Here is an 18,039-nt window from a genome sequence, read left to right as displayed (position 1 = left end):
ATGAATCCCTCCAGGTAGATTATATAATTATAATCTATTAAATCAGTTAAAATAATGCCCAATGCCCGGTTTACGGGCAATTTGGGCACTGTGTGTAACTACTAGTAATATTTATGATCTAGTTTTTGGGAATTCAGGTCGTAAATGCCTCGTCAATGAAAAACGACAGGCAGTTTTACAAGAGTTGATCAAGCGACGGGTAAACTCATCGATTTACAATCTCACAACAACAACTGCAAATAATTTTTAATCCATCACGCCGGCAGCGGCAAGATTGAGATTACCGCCTCTATCGCAAAGGAATTGAAATGAGTACTTTATCTCAATGTTTGGACGAAGCTTTAATTAACCTCATCGAAGATGAATTGAAAAAGCGTGGTTACACCTGTGGAGGCGAAAAGAAAGAACAATTCGCGGGTTCAATCTATATTCTTGTCAATCCTGCCTTTCCGGACATGGTCAAAATTGGTTACGCGGATGACGTAGAGAAAAGATTAAAGAGTCTTAATAGAAACAGTGCCCTTCCCGATCCTTTTCACTGTTATGCAGCCTACAAGGTTAAGAAACGTTTGAGAGATAAGGAACTGCATAGACTGATTGATACGCTTGATCCGACCTTACGCCACGCTAAGAACCGCGAATTTTACGGAATGGATGCCAAGAAGGCCTACGAAGTCCTATCTGCAATCGCTCAAATCAACGGCAGTGAAGCTCAGTTGATTCGCTATCCGATTGACAACGAGGGCGCTCCGGAATCTACCCCATCCAAAACAACGCCGCCTAAGAAAGGCAATTTGACGTTTGAACTCCTTGGCATTCCTGTAGGCACTACGCTGACATTTGTTAAGGACGCCAAAATCACCTGTACAACTCTTGATAAAAAGAACAAGGTTTCTTTTGAAGGCAAGACGTATTCACTAAGCGGCCTTGGCAAATACTTAATGAAAGTAAAAGCCATACAAGGCGGATTGTACTTTGCCTACAACGGTGAAACTTTAGTGGATATTAGAAAAAGACTGAATGTATAGACTCTTTTCCTGAGGTAGTTAATGAGTCGGCGCGACCGCCCCGGGATGTGTTGTTTATAAAGATTGAGTCGTTTAAACGATGGGAAAGAACGCATTCTTCATGCTTTAAAATACTTTCTCCAAATCAGAGTGGTCAAGGGCCTTTTTAACCTGGTAAAAAGGCCCCTTTTTATATAAAATGGCAGAAAATAAAGTTCAAGCAGTAAATATGTATACCCCCCCAATTCTCTCTCGCTAGACCGTTTACTTTATAATCTCGAGAACACCTCATCCGACATTAAACGCGATAAAGGAACGCGGTTTGAAACGCTTATCCGAGACTGGCTCACAAAAGAACCGACGTACCGAGACTTATTTTCTGAGGTCTTAACTTATAAAGATTGGAGTCAGAAGCACCCGGAATTAGTATCCTCCTCTCGCGACATCGGCATAGACCTGGTCGGAGTTAACGCCGATGACAACAGATTTACGGCAATTCAGTGCAAGTTCTACGACAAAAAAGCCACAGTACCTAAAGGCGGCGTCGACTCATTCCTTGCTTCGTCCAGTAAACCGTTCTTTACAAGACGCTTCTTAGTCGCAACCAATGAAAACTGGAGCGATAACGTCAGAGAAGAACTTGACAGGCAAGTTCCTCCGGTCACTCTGATCACACGAGAAACTTTAGCAAGTTCTACCGTCGACTGGGACGCTTATCAGAGAGGCGAATTAAAGGAAGTAGCAAAGCGTACCCCTCGCGACTATCAGGAAGAGGCAATCAAACAAGTTATCAGCGGCTTTAAAAAAGCCGACCGCGGGAAACTGATCATGGCCTGCGGTACCGGTAAAACCTACACTTCTTTGAAGATTGCAGAGAAACAAGTCGGAAAAGGAAAATTAGTCCTGTTCTTAGTGCCATCACTTTCTCTTCTTTCGCAGACGCTTACGGACTGGAAGCAGCAATGCATTTATCCCGTCAAGGCTTTTGCGGTTTGTTCTGATTCTTCCACTGGCAAAGCCGATCTGGAGGATCTGGAATCTTTGACAGTCGGAAGCGAACTTTCTTATCCGGCTACGACCGACGCCATGACATTAGGGAAAGAAGTTACAAAAGCCTTGGAAAATAAGAATGCGATGACGGTCATCTTCTCTACCTACCAGTCCATCGATGTTATTCATCAGGCGCAGAATTTATCGACCGACGCTGTCAAAGAGTTTGATTTAGTGGTTTGTGATGAAGCTCACAGAACCGCAGGCGGCCACTTCACAGACGAGAAAGAGGCTGTCTTCACACGCATTCACAACAATGACTACGTCAAAGCGAAAAAGCGCCTCTACATGACGGCAACGCCGAAAATTTACGGCAGTAATGCGAAAAAGCAAAACGAGGAAGGCGACATTGTCCTCTACTCCATGGACGATAAAGACGTTTATGGAGAAACCTTCCACTCGATTAACTTCACACAAGCGGTCAGACTCGGAAGCCTGGTTGACTACAAGGTTATTGTTCTGACGGTCAACGAATCCATGATTGGAGATAAGAACGATCCAGATGATTTAGCTCTCGGAGCTCAGGGAGGTCTCTCTGTATCGAACGCTGCAAAAGTCATCGGCTGCTGGAGAGCTTTATCAAAGAGAGACCTACAAGGCGAAATATCATTGGGAGATGACCTTCAGCCGATGAAACGCGCAGTTGGTTTTGCACAGGTTATCAATCCTTCCGACAAATACGACAAAGTTTCTTCCAAACAATTTACGGCTGAATTCCAAAACACAATTGAGCGATTCAAAGACAAACTCCGTAAAGAAACCAAGTCCTTGGATGAAGCTTTCTTTAATGAACAGAACGGTCTCATTTGCGATACACGCCACATTGATGGATCGATGGATGCAACAGAAAAAGCCAATCGTCTGGAGTGGCTTCGTGCTGACACGGAGGAAGGGCGCTGCAAAATTCTATTTAATGTTCGCTGTCTTTCTGAGGGCGTCGATGTTCCTTCGTTAGACGCCGTGCTTTTCTTATCGCCTCGCAAGTCGATGGTTGACGTTGTCCAGACTGTCGGACGGGTCATGCGTACTTCCAAGAATACGAAGAAGGAGCGCGGCTACGTCATTATTCCAATTGTTACACCCGCGGGAATTCCAGCTGATTCCGTATTAGATAACAATAAGGACTTCGAGACGGTTTGGCAGGTTTTGAGGGCCTTGAAGTCAATTGACGAGGATTTCGGATCCATGGTTGACGGACAGCTGAAAACCGTCAATTCTGAAAAACTCGAGGTTATTTGCCTTACGGATAAAAAGTTCACAAGACAAAGCTCCTCAGGCGGCGGAGATGGCAAGAATAAGCCAAAAAGAAGAAAGCCACCTCGTGGCGGAAATGATGTTCCGAACTCACAGCTTGCTCTGCCATTCGGAAGAGATTCCATATTGGAAGAAGATATCAGAGCGAGAATCGTAAAGAAAGTCGGGAACCGAAAAGAATGGAGCGATTGGGCCGAAGATGTCGGCAGGATTTGCGAAGAGCAGGTCAAGCACATCAAATCCGTTTTAGATGATCCGGCAAACGAAGCATCTCGAAAGAAATTCGATGAGTTCTCTAAGGAACTAAAAAACACTCTGAACGGCGAACTTTCACGCGAGGAAATTCTCGACATGCTGGGCCAGCACATCGTCACGAAACCCGTGATGGACGCACTCTTCTCCAAATTCCCATTCACGGAGAAAAATCCTCTTTCAAAAGCGATGAGCACGATGCTGGAATCACTTGATAAGGAGGGCATGAAATCAGCAACGAAGCTATTAGAGGGCTTCTATAACTCCGTCAAACTTCGAGCCAAGAACATCAAAACTTCTGAAGGTAGGCAAACAGTAATCCTAGAACTCTTTGACAAGTTTTTCAAAACTGCTTTCCCAAAGCTACGAGATAAGCTCGGCATTGTCTACACGCCTGTCCCGGTAGTGGACTTTATCAATAATTCTGTTGCAGACATTCTCAAGAAAGAGTTTGGAACAACCATTGACGCTCCTGATGTTCACATCCTTGATCCCTTCACAGGAACCGGGACATTTCTGACAAGACTCATGCAAAGCGGATTGATTCCAAAAGATAAGCTCAATGAGAAATTCAAAAATGACATTCATGCCAACGAGATTGTCCCTCTCGCTTATTACGTAGCTTCAATGAACTTGGAAAGTACGCTGCATGAATTAGTACCAAATCTTGAATATGAGCCCAACCCCGTGATGATTTGGACGGATACTTTTGCCGATCACGATCCTAAAAGCTTTTTCAGTACGTCATTATCCGAAAATAACGCCCGCTTAGCTAAGACGAATGAGTTGGATATTCGAGTAATTATTGGCAATCCTCCTTATTCGGTTGGGCAAGATAGTCAGAACGATGATAATGCTAATGAACACTATGAAAAGCTCGATAAAAGGTTAACTGCTACCTATGTATCAAGAACAAATTCCACATTGAAAGGAAAACTTTTTGATTCTTATATCCGCGCTTACCGCTGGGCATCCGACCGTATTAAAGATAAAGGAGTCATCGGTTTTGTGACCAATGCTGGTTGGATTGAATCTAACAGTGCAGATGGCATGCGTAAATGCATGGCTGAGGAGTTCAATTCAATCTATATTTTCCATTTGAAGGGAAATGCCAGAACTCAAGGCGAGCAACGCCGTAAAGAAAAAGACAACATTTTTGGTGAGGGAAGTCGCGCTCCCGTTGCAATAGTTCTTCTTGTCAAGAATCCGGATGATCCTGAAAAAGGCAAGATTTATTTCCATGCCGTTGATGACTACCTAACCAGAGAGGAGAAACTTGCACAAATAGGTAAAGCCAAGTCAATTTCTCAGATTAAATGGCAGAGAATCTATCCGGATAAACATGGTGATTGGATAAACCAGAGAGATGATTCTTACTCTTGTTTCATGAGATTAGATGGAAAAAAGACAGAAGAACTCTCTATTTTTAAGAATTTTTCGTTGGGGATTGTCACAAGCAGAGATGCTTGGTCCTATAACTCTTCCTGTGACACTCTAGCGCAAAACATAGCGAATTTAATAAACCACTACAACGCAGAAGTCGACAGACGTTTAAAGGAGGGGGAAGATTTTATCCCATCCTCCGATCCTCACTATATTAAATGGGATCGACCTCAAAAAAGAGATGTGTTAAAAGGAAAATATAGCCAACTATTTTCAAAAGAAAAACAATATCCATCTTTTTATCGTCCGTTTAACCGACAGTGGCTTTACTTTGATCGTTATTGGAATAACTGTGTTTATCAGATGTCTAAACTTTTCCCTACCACATCTGCGGAAAACCTTGTTATTTGCATAAACCAAGGAGCTAGGGCTACTGATGGATTCATTGCGTTGATGACCAATCAAATTGCCGATCTCCATTTCAACGGCGATTCTCAATGCTTCCCTCGCTTCATCTATAACACTACTGACAACTCAAAGAAAGAAGAACCGGATTTATTTAAATCAACTGAAGAAAACTCTGAAACCGCTGCTTCCGGAGACTTCATCAAAGAAGACGCAATTACTGATGAAGCACTGGAACATTTTCAGGAAGCTTATCCGGAGAACACAATTTCGAAGGATGACCTCTTCTATTACATCTACGGCATTTTGCATAGCCCGGATTACCGGACAAAGTATGCAAATAATCTGAGTAAGGAGCTTCCGAGAATTCCGCGGGTTGCCACATTTGAACAGTTCAAAGCATTCAGTGAAGCGGGCAGAAAGTTAGCTGACCTGCATGTGAATTTTGAAAAGCAGCCTCGTTACTCAGGCGTTAACATTCAAATGAAACCGAGTGCTTCGTTCCATGTAACACAAATGAAATGGGGCAAGATTAAGGGTAAAACCGGCAACGCGGCTAAGGATAAAACTCGACTGATCTACAACTCTGACATCACGATAGAAAATATTCCGCTGGGAACTCAGGAGTACGTAGTCAACAAGAAGAGCGCTCTGGACTGGATCGTTGAAAGGTGCTGCGTCAAAGTTGATAAGGACAGCGGAATTGTCAATGACTTTAATAAGTACGGAGAAGAAATGGGGGACTCCACATATCCGTACGATTTGTTCCTTAAGGTGATTACCGTAAGCGTGGAGACAATGAAGATCGTCAAAAACCTTCCGTCGTTGGAAATACACCCGCTGGACATAGAAGGCGATTGAGTTTCGGAGAGACTGCATGTCATTCGCTTAGGACCGGCTGACATGCACTAAACATAGAGCACTTTCGAGGAAATGAAGGTTCTGCCCGCCCTGAGTGAAATCTTTGACGCTTCCCCCAATTTTTCGGCATTTGGATGGCAAACTATAACCTCTTCTAATTCGAGACCAAAAAAATGCTTCTAAAGCGCCTCCTCCTAACCCAAGCCTTGCTTTTCTCCGGCCTCTCGTCAAATTTGACTGCCGCAGAATTGAACCTCTACGCCTCTATGCCGGAAAAATATGCGACACAAGTGTTAGCGCAGTTCTCTAAAGATACCGGCATCAAAGTAAATTACCTGAGGCTTTCCGCCGGAGAAGTCCTCACGCGGCTGAAAGCGGAAAGAAAAAATCCTCAGGTCGATGCTGTCCTCGGCGGTCCCGCTGACTTTTTGGAAGCCGCAAAACAGGACAACCTTCTTAGCGTCTATCGCCCCAAAAATGCGGATAAGATTCCGTCGCAGTTTTTAGATCCGGACGGCTATTGGACCGGTGTCGGCATCATGCCGCTTGCCTTTATTACCAATAACAAGTTTTTGGAAAAGCAGAAATTAAAAGCGCCCTCTTCTTGGCTCGATCTGCTTAAACCGGAATACAAAAACGGAATTATTCTTGCCGATGCCCGTACATCCGGAACCGCAACCGAACGCCTATTTTCGCTTGAAATGGCTTTTGGAGATAAAGGCTCGATTGATTACCAAAAGCAGCTTCATAAAAACGTTCAGATGTATACCAAAAGCGGAGCTTGGCCGGCAATGCGCGTGGGAGAAGGCCTTGCTGCTGCGGCGATCGTCTACCTTCCCGACGCTTTGGATATAAAACAGCTCGGCTACCCGGTCTCCATCAGCTATCCGAAAGAAGGCGTTACGGTTGGCATCGAAACCGTTGCTGTCGTTAAGGGCGCAAAAAATAAAAAAGAAGCAGAAGCTTTTATGGAATGGGCTTCCAGCCCAAAGTTTGCGCATTTCATTCTGAAGAATAAAATCCAATACGCCCCAACCCGTACCGATGTAGCTGCGGACGATCCTGTGCTCAATTTATCCAACATCAAAGTGCTGGATATTCCGCTTGCATGGAAAGGACAGCATCGCGGCGAATTAACGGAAAAATGGATCAATAACGTTCTTCAGAAATAAAAGCTATGAGAATTATCGGATTAACCGGAGGAATCGGCAGCGGTAAAACAACTGTCTCGGACGAATTCTCTGCCCTCGGTGTTACCGTAGTCGACGCTGACTGCGTCTCTCGCGCGGTGACCGCTCCCGGCGGCATCGCGATCGATGCGGTTCGACTAGCTTTCGGAAATGACGCTATCTCGCCCGACGGGTCAATGGATCGCAAATTCATGAGAGATTTAGTCTTCAGAGATCCGATGCAGAGAAAAAAACTCGAGTCGATCCTCCATCCGATTATTCAAAAAGAATGCCTCAGGCAGCTCAGCGAAGCAAAAGGCCGCTACTGCATCATCAGTGTGCCGCTGTTAACAGAGAATTCTTTTTGGAAGCAGCGTATCAGCCGGCTTCTCGTCGTTGACACTCCCAAAGATGTTCAAATCACCCGCGTTATGAAGAGAAACGGCTTCCCCCGTGAAGAAGTCATGTCAATTATTAATGCTCAGGCCTCGAGGACTGAACGGCTTAAATCTGCTGATGACATTATCGAAAATGTTTTTTCCACTAAAGAGCTAAAAGAAGCGGTCCTTCGCCTGCATGTCAAATACTCGTCTATGGACTGAGAATTATCGATTTTCTCAGCATACAGAGCAATGCTGAGAAAAGTACCGATGCAGAGCAAAGGAAATACATAAGCAGCTTCGTCGCTTTAAATGCGCTCGGACACACGAACAAAATCACTCTGACTGTCTCGAACAGTTCAGCAAAAAACAGAACGCAATTTGGAAAGTTAGAAGAATAATCTTCAAGCTCTAAGCAAAATTACTATCCGTTAGCACATATTTGTGGTAGATTTTAATAACTAAAAAAAGGCCAAATAATGACTGACGGGTTGCTTCGCTATGAATTCCCGGCTAACGAAAAAATTCGCACGTTCCTTCGATTGGCGGATCTCTTTTCTCAGCTGGAATGGTTTGCTCAACAAGAGAATTTAAACGATCACCGTGCGGCTATCCTTAAGTACTTCGAAATACAGGAAGTCACGGTGCGTGGAGATCAGAAAAATGATCTCCTGCATGAACTTGCCCGCTTCAGATCATGCCTTGAACCTTTAGCTTTTAATGAGCATGTCGATCAGAACTCTCTCAAAATGACGCTTGAGCAGCTTCAGAAGAGCAGAGCTGAACTCAGCACTGTCGGCGTGCGTATTTCACATCTTTCCTCACAGAATGAATTTCTCAAAACCGTAGGACAGCGCTCGGCAATTCCGGCCGGAACCTGCGAGTTTGATATCCCTATGTACCATCATTGGCTGCATCTTCCGGCAGAGGAAAGAAAAGCGAACCTCAAGGAATGGATCGCTCCGCTTAAACCGTACAGAACCGCAATCGACTTAATTCTCGACTTGCTGCGCGGTACCGCGGAACTCAAAACTGAAAACGCGGTGAACGGCGCTTACCAGAAAGATCTTCAGGGTAAGACTTTCACACTGCTGCAGATCTTTGTTGATCCCAAGCTTGGATTGGTTCCCAAAATTTCGGCAAACCGATATCTGCTTTCCGTCAGATTTAATCCCGTTAATTTTGGTAAAAACGGCCCCGAACACTTGGTTCCTGCAAACGCTCCGTTTACACTTGGCCTCTGCAATATGTAACTCCTAATTGTTGTTATGGCCTTAAAAGTAAAGTGCCCGACATGCGGTCGGGAATGTGAATATTCTGAAAAAAATCCGTTTCGTCCTTTCTGCTGCGAGCGCTGCAAACTGATTGACTTAGGCGCTTGGGCTGAAGGCTCCTATGTAATCAAAAGCAAGAACCAGGAAGCCGACGATGATCTTGATATTTCAGAAGAAGCGCTTGCAACCGGCAAATTACACAGCAAGGTCAAACCGGAAAACGAAATGTAATTGACCTGTAAAGGAAAAGCTCTCCAAACGGAAAGCTTTTCTTTTTAGAGCCTGCAGGCCGTTACAACCTCCAGTTCCGGAACCGTTGCGGGAAGAATCGGTTCAGGAAGATCTTCCATTGTCACAAACTTAAATTCCTGGCCTTCAAGGGCTTTAATCGCCCCCGATTTAAGTCGACATTGAATAAAGTGTAGATGCACAGTCGCGTGCGGATACGTAAAAACCGATGTTTTAACTTCTTTGCAATCAAAAATCTCCGCGCCAAGCTCCTCACGCATCTCCCGACGTATCGCGTCTTCGGCAGTCTCGCCGGGTTCTATCTTTCCGCCGGGAAACTCCCAATAACCCGCATAAACTTTTCCTTCGGGTCGGGACGTCATCAGAAAACGTCCCTTTCCGTCAAAAACGACCGCAACAGAGACCTCAGTTAATTTCGTCATGCGTCTTCCTTTTCCAGACGTGTGCGGCCGGCCCAGTCTCGGGAGAATTGATAGGCCACACGGCCAGAGCGGGAGCCGCGCTGAAGCGCGAACTGCAGCGCTTCAGTCTGCCACTCTTCGTTAATCGTGCCGCCAAAGTGCTCTGTCCAAACCTTGGCAATACTCAAATACTCTTTCTGACTGTACGGGTAGAAACTAAGCCACAGACCAAAACGCTCGGACAATGACATCTTTTCCTCAATCGTCTCCGCCGGATGCAACTCTCCGTCTTCATCCATCGAACTCGCAAGGTTGTCACTCATCTTCTCCGGCATCAGATGACGGCGATTCGATGTCGCATAAACCAAAAGATTGTCTCCGGACGAAGCGACAGAGCCGTCAAGAATCGCTTTTAGTTCTTTGTATCCGCCTTCACCAAACTCAAAAGACAAGTCATCACAGAAAACTATAAACTTCTCCGGACGATGCGAAACCATGCGTGCGATGTCCGCGAGATCTCTCAGATCGCTCTTATCGACCTCAATAAGACGAAGTCCCTGGTTACAGTATTTGCTGAAACAGGCGCGAATCAAAGAAGATTTACCGGTTCCACGAGCCCCGGACAACAATACATTGTTTGCGGGCAGACCTTTGACAAACTGCTCTGTGTTGCGAAAAAGCTGCTCTTTCTGCCGATCAGCATTAATAATGACCGACTCCTCAACAAAAGCGATCCTTTCCACCGGCTCAAGCTCGCCGGCAGACATGCCAAGATAGTTTCTTCTTCTCCAGCGGAATGCTTTAGCGCTCCAATCAACTTCCGCCTCGGTTTTGGGAAGCAAATTGTCCAGTCGGTCAAGAACCTTTGCAAGACGTGTTTCCAAGTCGGGGCTCAGCATCTCATTAGCTCCGATAGTCGGCGTTGATCGATACGTAGTCGTGCGACAGATCAGTCGTCCAAACCGTCTCCGAGGCATCTCCTCTGCCTAGGCTGATGCGAACCGTAATCTCATCCTGAGCCATGATGGTCTGCCCTTGAATTTCTTCATACTCCTGAGCTCTTCCGCCGTTTCTCGCAACGAGCACGTCATCCAGCCAAAGCGTTACTTTGGCTGGATCAAGATCGGCGATCTTCGAATTGCCGACTGCCGCTAAGATTCGACCGAGGTTAGGATCGGAAGCGTAAAAGGCTGTCTTGACCAAAGGAGAATGAGCTACAGCATAGGCAACCTTCAGAGCCTCCTCTTCGTCACGCGCATCTTCTACTGTAATCGTAATGAACTTGGAAGCCCCTTCCCCGTCCCTCACCATGGCCTGAGAAAGCTTCTGGGCCACTTCGATCAGCGCGTCAAGCAGATCGTCGTAGCGAGGATCGTCGGCAGAAGCAATCGGATCGGCCTGATTTCTGCCGGTGGAAATTAAAACAAAGGAATCATTCGTTGATGTGTCGCCGTCAACTGTGACACGGTTGTAAGAAGCGTCAGCAACCGTCTTAACGACTTCCTGAAGGATCGATTCATCAATGCCGATATCCGTAGCGATAAATCCCAGCATGGTTGCCATATGCGGCTCAATCATGCCCGATCCTTTACTGATGCCGGTGATCGTAATTTCATGACCGTCCAGATCCACCCGCTTCGAATAGCATTTGGGCACCGTGTCGGTTGTCATAATAGCTTCGGCCGCGTCAATCCAATTATTGCGCGATAACGAATTAGCAGCTTCCTCCACGCCTTTAAGCAGATTGCGCATTGGCAGCGGCTCCATAATCACACCGGTAGAAAACGGCAGGACTTGAGTCGGCGAGCAATTCAAAATTTCCGAGAGCTTTTGGCAGGTCTCTTCCGCATCGATCACGCCCTGAAGGCCGGTGCCGGCATTAGCGATACCGGTATTCACGACAATTGCGCGAATATTATTGGTTTCGCTCAAATGCTTTCTGCAGACCTGAACCGGCGCGGCTGCAAAACGATTGCTGGTGAAAACTCCGGCAACGCGGGAGCCGAGCGCAAGCTCTACAACCAGAACGTCTTTACGATTGGGTTTGCGGATATTGGCCTCCGCGACGCCGAGAACCACTCCGGGGACGGGATAAATTTCCGAAGGTTCGGGCGGATATAAATTGACAGCCATTTTTGTCCTTTACGATTTTTAAAGTATTTCTCTAAATTCTAGAGCACCGCTCAAAAAAACGGTCCGTTGCGGACCGTCTTTTTTCTTTATTTCAGCTTGCCGTGGCAGTCTTTAAACTTCTTGCCGCTACCGCAGGGACACAAGTCGTGACGTCCCACGCCCGCATACGGATTTGCTTCCGGTGCCGGCTCATCAGACTGAGCGGCCGGAATCGCTGCGGGTTCAGGTTCAGGCTCGGGCTGAGGCTCCGGCTGTCGAATCTGAACATTCATCAGAACACGGGTGACATCGGCGCCAACCGTTTCCAAAAGCGCTGCAAACAGTTCAAAAGCTTCGCGCTTATATTCCTGCTTCGGCTGCTTCTGAGCGTATCCGCGCAGATAGATGCCCTGACGCAGCATATCGAGCTGGCTCAGATGCTCTCTCCAGCGCTGATCAAGGAACTGCAGAAGAACATTGCGCTCGAACTCGGAGAACGCTTCGCGTCCCACCAGAGCGACTTTGTCGTCATAAACTTTATTCGTCGCCTGAATCAGCATATCCAGAAGCTGATCTTCGTCGGAGCTTTCAGATTTTTCCAGTGTTTCTTTAAGCGGAACTTCAATATTCCATTTCTCTTTCAGCTCTTTCTCAAGACCCTCCAGATCCCACTGCTCTTCAACGGTATCCGGCGGAACAAACTGATGGAACAGGCTGGTGAAGTAGCCGTCACGCAGTTCTTTAACCGGACCGGAAACGTCCCTGTTCTCAAGAATTTCATTACGAAGCGCATAAATTTCTTTACGCTGATCGTTCGCAACGTCGTCATACTCCAGAAGCTGCTTACGAATATCGAAGTTGCGGGACTCAACTTTGCGCTGCGCTGTTTCAATAGAGCGCGTCACAATGCCGGCTTCAATCGCTTCGCCTTCAGGCAGACGCAGCTTGTTCATCAACGCCTGCATCTTCTCACCGGCGAAAATTCTCAGAAGCGGATCTTCCATCGAGAGGTAGAAGCGTGAAGAACCCGGGTCGCCCTGACGGCCGGAACGGCCGCGAAGCTGGTTGTCAATACGACGGGATTCATGACGTTCGGAACCGATAATACGCAGACCGCCGAGCTCGACGACCTTGTCGTGATCCTTCTGCCACTCTGCCTTGATAGCGTCCTTCTTCGCAGTCTTTTCTTCATCACTGAGAGACGGATCCTCATCAATGCTTTCAAGCGCCTTGGAAATGCCGCCGCCCAGCACAATATCGGTACCGCGGCCCGCCATATTCGTAGCAATCGTCACCATGCCGGGACGTCCGGCTTCCAGAACGATCTGAGCTTCTTTTTCATGCTGTTTGGCATTCAGCACGTTGTGCGGAATTCCTTCCTTGTCCAGCATCTGGCTGATGAGCTCGGAGTTTTCAATCGACGTTGTACCGACCAGTACCGGCTGGCCTCTGCCGTAGCATTCCTTAACGTCATCAACAATCGCTTTGTACTTTTCTTTGGCCGTGCGATACACCTTATCCTGCTGATCGTCACGGATCATCATGCGGTGCGTCGGAATGACAACTGTTTCAAGACCGTAAATTTCCTGGAACTCATAGGCTTCCGTATCCGCTGTACCGGTCATACCGGAAAGCTTTTCGTACATACGGAAGTAGTTCTGGAAGGTGATGGAGGCAAATGTCTGGTTTTCCTGCTGGATCTTGACGCCTTCCTTAGCTTCCACGGCCTGATGAAGACCGTCGGACCAGCGGCGGCCTTTCATTAAGCGGCCGGTAAATTCGTCAACGATAATCACTTCGCCGTTCTGCACCACATAGTGCTGGTCTCTCACAAAGAGAGTATGCGCGCGAAGCGCTGCATTGAGGTAGTGCAGAAGCATGATGTTCTGCGGTGAATAAAGGCTCTGTCCTTCCGGAAGAAGTCCCATCTCCACCATGATCTTCTCGACTTTTTCGTGACCGGATTCGGAAAGCTGTACCGAGTGCTGCTTCTCATCGACCCAGTAGTCTCCTTCTCCCTTCTCTTCTTTCTGGCGAACCAGCTGATCCGGAATCTTGTCAATGGCGACGTAGATGTCTGTGCCGCCTTCGGCCGGACCGGAAATAATCAGAGGTGTACGGGCTTCGTCAATAAGAATGGAGTCGACTTCGTCAACAATCGCAAAGAAAAGGCCGCGCTGACGACGTGCTTCTGTGTCGTACTCCATATTGTCGCGAAGATAATCGAAACCAAATTCATTGTTGGTTCCGTAAGTAATATCCGCGGCATACGCTGCTTTTTTCTGATCATTCGGCTGATTTGAAAGAATCGTGCCGACAGTCATTCCGAGGAAGTTGTAAACCTTGCCCATCCATGCCGCGTCACGGCTTGCCAGGTAGTCATTCACTGTAACGACATGGGCGCCTTTGCCGGGCAGAGCATTCAGATAAACCGCAAGTGTCGCGGTCAGCGTCTTACCTTCACCGGTGCGCATTTCCGCAATCTTGTTGTCGTTCAGGACCATACCGCCGATCAGCTGAACATCAAAGTGACGCATTCCCAGAACTCGGAAGCTCGCTTCGCGCACTACCGCAAAAGCTTCGGGCAAAAGAGAGTCAAGAGTGGCTCCGTCTGCAAGACGCTGGCGAAATTCCACAGTCTTCGCCTTCAGCTGCTCATCCGTGAGCGCCTTCATTTCAGGCTCGAGTTTGTTAATCACCGCTACTTTGCGACGGTACTGACGGATCAGTCGATCATTGCGGCTTCCAAAAATCTTTGTCAGGAAATTGACCATCAATTCTTCTCTTATAAAACGAAAGCAACGGGGTACCGCTGCTGCGCACATATTTAACCTAGGCGGTTCTGTCCCGATCACGGGAATCAAAATGCGATTTAATACTGCAGTGAACACGCCGGACTGTTGATTTTACAACACTAACTTGTATTTTCCATGCCTTTTTTAGGGCTGAGCCGTAATAACACTAACGACTTGCGACAAGATGTTAGTAAGCTGCATATCGCTACAGGCACCCGGACCTATAATGGAAAAGTTGAATCATCAGAGGATCGTCATGGCCGTGCGTTGGTCTCCACAGCAGCCTCTTCGAAATGTCATGCAGAAGGGCGCGCTTTATCGGCAGTTTGAAAATATGCGGGCCGCAAAAAAAATCGCCGCTGTGATTGCGCCTATGTGCGACGATCTTCGCCTTGGCGTGCCTATTGAACCGAATATGATCCGAGTGTCCGTGAAAAGGGTTCGCATTGAAGATGCCGATCCATACGCGCTGAATTATGAAACGGACGCACTATCGCAAGTCAGGGAAGAGGTTCGCGCGGAAGTGTCGCTTCCGTCAAACGCCATGATCACTAAATTCAAGCAGATTCTTCCGACGCTGCAGAACTATATGGCAATGCGCGGACTCGGCGCTGTCAAACTTGCCGCTGCGCTCGATGTTTCTCCGCCTCCTCCCAAACCGTTTCTGCACACGGAAATGCATCCGAGACTAAGCGGCAAAGAAGCCGCCGAAGGCGCAAAGGAACTTGCTGAGCGACTCCCTGAGAGCTCTCCTCTTAAAGCAGAAATGGAACGTCTGGCAGCGTCACTTAAAAATAAATAAAAAGGCCGGAAAATTCCGACCTCTGTGTTACCAGGCTAAGCAACCGCGGCAGTAAATGACCGCGGAGCAAGTTCCGGATCCGGATACTCAACGTACTCCCAGCTGAGCGGATCAGCGATCAGCGCGCGGAGCAGTTTGTTGTTGATTTCATGACCGGATTTAAAGGCGCTGTAGTGCGCGATTAACGGATGTCCAAGCACGTATAAATCGCCCATCGCGTCCAAAAGCTTGTGTTTGGCAAACTCATCCTCTGCGCGCAGTCCTTCTGGATTGAGCACGTGCTTGTCGTCCAAAACAATCGCGTTGTCCATCGTGCCGCCTTGGGCTAAGCCGAGCGACCACAAAAGCTCCAAGTCCTTCACAAAACCAAACGTGCGGGCGTACGAAACGTCACGCACATAACTCTGCTTATTAAAGTCAACCTCAACAAACTGAGCGGTCTTGTCAATCGCTTCGTGACCAAAATCAATGCTGAACGAAAGTTTGTAGCCTTCGTAAGGAACCAGAGAGGCCCATTTGTCGCCTTCACGTACTTCAACGGGTTTGAGTACGCGTACAAAACGACGCGGAGCATCCTGTTCAACAATCCCGGCCGACTGAATCATGTAAACAAAGGTGGAGCCCGAACCGTCCATAATCGGAATCTCGGGCGCGTCAACATCAATAAAGCAGTTGTCAATCGCAAGCCCCGAGAACGCGCTCATCATGTGTTCAATCGTCGCGATGCGCGCGCCGTCCTTATCCAGTGTCGTCGCCATACGCGTGTCGTTAACGCGTGTGGGCTCCGACTGAATGACAACCGGCGGATTCAAATCCGTACGCGTAAACACAAGTCCGGTATTAACCGGCGCGGGTCTAAGCGTCAGGCGGATCTTTTTACCCGAATGAACGCCCACACCCACCGCCGAGACGGGCTCTCTCAATGTTCTTTGCTTAATCATGAACGATTCTTATGACTTTTTGCGAAGGAAAGTCGGAATGCCGTATTCAAAACGCGGCTGATCCGGTGTTTCTTCTGTCTTAGCCACAGGACGAGGCTCAGCGGCCGGCGTCTGCGCGTTGGTTGTCCAAAGACCGCTGTTGGTGCCCTGCTGAGGATTCAGCGTTGCAAAAACATCGCTTGCGGGACGAACGCTTTCTTTACCGCCGAAGGAACCGAAAACGGTATTGTCGCGAGCACTGTTCTGCGGGAAAGGATTCTGCACGTCGGGCGTGGAAATCGGACGGCTGACAGGCTGAAGGAACGGATTTTCCGTGTACGCGGCAGCGGGCTTTTCTTCAGGCTTCGCTTCTTTCACTTCCTCTGCGGGACGAACTTCCGGTTTCGGTTCCTGAGCCTGCGGTTCAGCCTTCGGCTCGTCCTTCGGTTCTGGATGACGTTCAGCCTTGGCCTTCGGTTTTGTCTCAGTCATCGGAGCGCCGAAGAGATCAACGCCGAGCGCAGCGGGTTCCGTCGTTGAATGCAGTGTTTCAGCGGCACCCGTGCGGAACGGTGTGTTCTGCTTCCAAAGCTGAGAAGAATTGTTTACCGGGCTCGCGCTCTGGCCTGTTCTCATGTCGGTCTCGAAATTATCGGTACCGTCCTGATCAAGACCTGTGGCAATCACGGTCACGCGAAGTTTTTCGCCAAGAGAATCGTCTGTGACGGAACCGGCGATAACCAGCGCGTCAGGATCGGCAAAATTCTTGACGGTTTCCATAGCGGTTCTGAATTCCGACATACGCATGCCGGTGCTTCCGGTAACGTTGACCAACAGACCGCGCGCTCCTTTGAGCTGAACGCCTTCAAGAAGCGGACAGGCAATGGCCTGAGAAGCGGCCGCAATCGCTCTGTCCGGACCTTCCGCTTCGCCCATACCCATCATGGCGGTGCCTCTTGCGCCCATAACCGTACGGACGTCTTCAAAGTCAACGTTCATGTAGCCGACGCGCTGAATCAGCTCGGCAATACCGGAACAGGCGTTGTAGAGAACCTCGTCAGCCTTCTCGAAACATTCTTTGAATGTCGCGTCTTCTCCGAGCTCTTCCTCAAGACGATCGTTCAGAATAACAATCAGTGAATGAACTCGGTTTTTGAGCTGCTGAAGGCCCTGCTCTGCCGTCTTCATGCGGCGCATACCTTCAAAATTAAACGGTTTCGTGACGACCGCGACAGTCAGAATACCCAACTCCTGAGCAACTTCAGCTACAACGGGAGAAGCGCCTGTACCGGTGCCGCCGCCCATACCGGCGGTGATAAACACCATGTCCGCTCCGCGCAGCTTGTCAGCAATCTCTTCGCGCGCTTCATTAGCCGCCTGGAAACCAACCTCGGGACGCATGCCTGCGCCCAGTCCGCTCTTGCCAAGCGGAATCTTTTGATTGGCCAGGGAGTTGGATAATGCCTGCTGGTCCGTATTGGCCGCGATGAATTCGACATCGCTGTCGCCCATCTTGCGAACCATCGTGTTGAGCGCGTTTCCGCCTGCACCTCCGACACCGATAACTTTAATCACCGTTGCACGGTGTCCGTCTCCCATATCGGAGCTGTTGTATTCTTCAATAACCTTTTCCATGTACTTCTCTATTTTCAGGCCGTTGCGGCTCTGCCACCATCAGACTCGTAATTTTATCGTTAATCAAAAAAATCGTCTCGGATTTCTCAC

At 48.1% G+C, this 18,039-nt stretch carries 13 protein-coding genes; 7 read left to right on the top strand and 6 right to left on the bottom strand.

All coding sequences use genetic code 11. The features are described 5' to 3' along the window. Positions 1 to 308 precede the first annotated feature (308 nt). From E5987_RS03115 to E5987_RS03090, 6 genes are all read left to right on the top strand, one after another. A complete protein-coding gene (locus tag E5987_RS03115) occupies positions 309 to 1,028 on the top strand; it encodes a GIY-YIG nuclease family protein (protein WP_160334625.1) in 720 nt (239 codons plus the stop codon). A gap of 276 nt (positions 1,029 to 1,304) precedes the next feature. Continuing rightward, positions 1,305 to 6,212: a type ISP restriction/modification enzyme gene (locus E5987_RS03110; RefSeq protein WP_160334633.1), complete on the top strand. Its 4,908-nt coding sequence runs from the start codon at positions 1,305 to 1,307 to the stop codon at positions 6,210 to 6,212. Between the two features lie 173 nt (positions 6,213 to 6,385). Next, entirely contained in the window at positions 6,386 to 7,384 is a 999-nt protein-coding gene (locus E5987_RS03105; RefSeq protein WP_160334624.1) for an ABC transporter substrate-binding protein, read from the top strand. 5 nt (positions 7,385 to 7,389) lie between these two features. Beyond that, positions 7,390 to 7,983: a dephospho-CoA kinase gene (gene coaE / locus E5987_RS03100; protein ID WP_160334623.1), complete on the top strand. Its 594-nt coding sequence runs from the start codon at positions 7,390 to 7,392 to the stop codon at positions 7,981 to 7,983. Positions 7,984 to 8,240: 257 nt separating this feature from the next. Further along, on the top strand, positions 8,241 to 9,014 hold the full coding sequence (zapD, locus tag E5987_RS03095; RefSeq protein WP_160334622.1) for a cell division protein ZapD: 774 nt from the start codon (positions 8,241 to 8,243) through the stop codon (positions 9,012 to 9,014). A 15-nt stretch (positions 9,015 to 9,029) separates the two neighbouring features. Next, positions 9,030 to 9,266 carry a DNA gyrase inhibitor YacG gene (locus tag E5987_RS03090; RefSeq protein ID WP_160334621.1) on the top strand — a complete coding sequence of 79 codons (237 nt, stop codon included), beginning with the start codon at positions 9,030 to 9,032 and terminating at the stop codon, positions 9,264 to 9,266. 44 nt (positions 9,267 to 9,310) lie between these two features. On the opposite strand, the gene E5987_RS03085 is transcribed toward E5987_RS03090, so the two are convergent. From E5987_RS03085 to secA, 4 genes are all read right to left on the bottom strand, one after another. After that, entirely contained in the window at positions 9,311 to 9,706 is a 396-nt protein-coding gene (locus E5987_RS03085) for a (deoxy)nucleoside triphosphate pyrophosphohydrolase (protein ID WP_160334620.1), read from the bottom strand. Further along, positions 9,703 to 10,584 (bottom strand): ATP-binding protein, encoded by an 882-nt coding sequence (locus E5987_RS03080; protein WP_160334619.1) that lies wholly within the window; start codon positions 10,582 to 10,584, stop codon positions 9,703 to 9,705. Before E5987_RS03080 ends, E5987_RS03085 begins: the two co-directional genes overlap by 4 nt. Positions 10,585 to 10,588: 4 nt before the next feature. After that, positions 10,589 to 11,818 carry a bifunctional glutamate N-acetyltransferase/amino-acid acetyltransferase ArgJ gene (argJ, locus tag E5987_RS03075; protein WP_160334618.1) on the bottom strand — a complete coding sequence of 410 codons (1,230 nt, stop codon included), beginning with the start codon at positions 11,816 to 11,818 and terminating at the stop codon, positions 10,589 to 10,591. 86 nt (positions 11,819 to 11,904) lie between these two features. Beyond that, positions 11,905 to 14,574: a preprotein translocase subunit SecA gene (gene secA / locus E5987_RS03070; protein WP_160334617.1), complete on the bottom strand. Its 2,670-nt coding sequence runs from the start codon at positions 14,572 to 14,574 to the stop codon at positions 11,905 to 11,907. Between the two features lie 244 nt (positions 14,575 to 14,818). On the opposite strand from secA, the gene E5987_RS03065 reads away from it, so the two are divergent. Beyond that, complete coding sequence (locus E5987_RS03065; RefSeq protein WP_160334616.1) at positions 14,819 to 15,394, top strand: orotate phosphoribosyltransferase; 576 nt, start codon at positions 14,819 to 14,821, stop codon at positions 15,392 to 15,394. A 35-nt stretch (positions 15,395 to 15,429) separates the two neighbouring features. On the opposite strand, the gene lpxC is transcribed toward E5987_RS03065, so the two are convergent. After that, a complete protein-coding gene (gene lpxC / locus E5987_RS03060; protein WP_160334615.1) occupies positions 15,430 to 16,335 on the bottom strand; it encodes a UDP-3-O-acyl-N-acetylglucosamine deacetylase in 906 nt (301 codons plus the stop codon). Positions 16,336 to 16,344: 9 nt separating this feature from the next. After that, complete coding sequence (ftsZ, locus tag E5987_RS13265; RefSeq protein WP_370528045.1) at positions 16,345 to 17,949, bottom strand: cell division protein FtsZ; 1,605 nt, start codon at positions 17,947 to 17,949, stop codon at positions 16,345 to 16,347. Positions 17,950 to 18,039 lie beyond the last annotated feature (90 nt).

Origin of the sequence: Parasutterella muris (genome assembly GCF_009767915.1) — a bacterium.
Taxonomy (GTDB): domain Bacteria; phylum Pseudomonadota; class Gammaproteobacteria; order Burkholderiales; family Burkholderiaceae_F; genus Parasutterella; species Parasutterella muris.
Note: the sequence above shows the minus strand (reverse complement) of the source record. Positions and strands in the feature narration are given on the sequence as shown.